The organism is Kineococcus indalonis, from assembly GCF_009906395.1.
Classification (GTDB): Bacteria; Actinomycetota; Actinomycetes; order Actinomycetales; family Kineococcaceae; genus Kineococcus; species Kineococcus indalonis.
In genome coordinates, this window is sequence record NZ_JAAALM010000689.1 from 1 (window position 1) to 1694 (window position 1694).

The 1694-nt window shown below is 77.7% G+C and carries 1 protein-coding gene; it reads left to right on the top strand.

All coding sequences use genetic code 11. From position 1 onward, the window contains the following. Positions 1-50 precede the first annotated feature (50 nt). Positions 51-1499: a GuaB1 family IMP dehydrogenase-related protein gene (locus GTR00_RS20305; RefSeq protein ID WP_166613342.1), complete on the top strand. Its 1449-nt coding sequence runs from the start codon at positions 51-53 to the stop codon at positions 1497-1499. Positions 1500-1694: the final 195 nt, after the last annotated feature.

Genomic DNA, 1694 nt, shown 5'->3' on the forward strand with positions numbered 1-1694 from the left:
CGCCCGCCGCGGCCGGCCGGGGGCCCGGCCGTCGCGCCTACCCTGGGGGCGTGCGCTTCCTCGACGGGCAGCGGCCCGCCCACGACCTGACCTACGACGACGTCTTCCTGGCGCCGGGACGGTCCTCGGTCGTCTCCCGCCTCGACGTGGACCTCGCCGGCGCCGACGGCACCGGCACCACGGTCCCGGTCGTCGTGGCGAACATGACGGCCGTCTCCGGCCGGCGCATGGCCGAGACCGTCGCCCGCCGCGGCGGGGTGGCGGTCCTGCCGCAGGACATCCCCGTCGACGTGGTCGGCGAGGTGGTGGCCTGGGTGAAGGAGCGCCACCCCGTCTTCGAGACGCCCGTGGTGCTGCACAGCACCGACACGGTGCACGACGCCTTCAACCTGCTGCCCAAGCGCGCCCACGGCGCGGCCGTCGTCGTCGACGACGACGGGCACGTGCTCGGCGTGGTCACCCCCGCCGACTGCGCCGACGTGGACCGCTTCACCCAGGTCGGGACCGTGATGAGCCCCTCGCCGGTGACCCTGGACGCCGGCGCCGTCGAGCGCGACGGGCTGCAGGCCGCCTTCGACGTGCTGCACGGAGCCCGGCGCCGCTTCGCGCCCGTGGTGCGCGACGGGCGGCTCGTGGGCGCGCTGACCCGCAAGGGCGCGCTGCGCTCCACCGTGTACGCCCCGGCGCTGGACGCCGCCGGCCGGCTGCGGGTGGCCGCCGCGGTGGGCATCAACGGCGACGTGGCCGGCACCGCCAAGGCGCTGCTGGGGGCCGGCGTGGACACCCTCGTGGTGGACACCGCCCACGGCCACCAGGACAAGATGCTCGAGGCGCTGGCCGCGGTGCGCGGGCTGGACCCGCAGGTGCCCGTCGTGGCCGGCAACGTCGTCACCGCCGCCGGCGTGCGCGACCTGCTGGCCGCCGGCGCCGACGTCGTCAAGGTCGGCGTGGGCCCGGGCGCGATGTGCACCACCCGGATGATGACCGGCGTGGGCCGCCCGCAGTTCTCCGCGGTGCTGGAGTGCGCCGCCGCCGCCCGCGAGGCCGGCGGGCACGTGTGGGCCGACGGCGGGGTGCGCCACCCGCGCGACGTGGCCCTGGCGCTGGCCGCCGGCGCCAGCCAGGTGATGGTCGGCTCGTGGTTCGCCGGCACCCACGAGAGCCCCGGCGACCTGGCCGTGGACGCCGACGGGCGCGCCTACAAGGAGAGCTTCGGCATGGCCTCCGCGCGCGCCGTGGCCGCCCGCACCCGCGCCGACTCCCCGTTCCAGCGCGCCCGCAAGGCCCTGTTCGAGGAGGGCATCTCCTCCTCGCGCATGCACCTGGACCCCGCCCGCCCCGGCGTGGAGGACCTGCTGGACCAGATCACCTCCGGCGTGCGCAGCTCCTTCACCTACGTCGGCGCGCGCACCGTGGCCGAGTTCGCCGAGCGCGCCGTGGTGGGCCTGCAGTCCCGGGCCGGCTACGAGGAGGGCCGCCCGCTGCCCGCGGGCTGGTGACCGGGGGAGCGGGCCGCCGGGATCGGCGCCGCGCGGATCGACACCGCCGGGAAACGGCTGGGCAACCGCCGTGAAACACGGTGGTGCTGAGGTGCTCGCGTGATCACCCCCCAGCCCCGCCGCCGCTCCCTCCTGCGGGCCGCGGCCGGCCTGACCGCCCCCGCGGCGGCGCTGTCGGCGCTGTCCGGCGCCGGC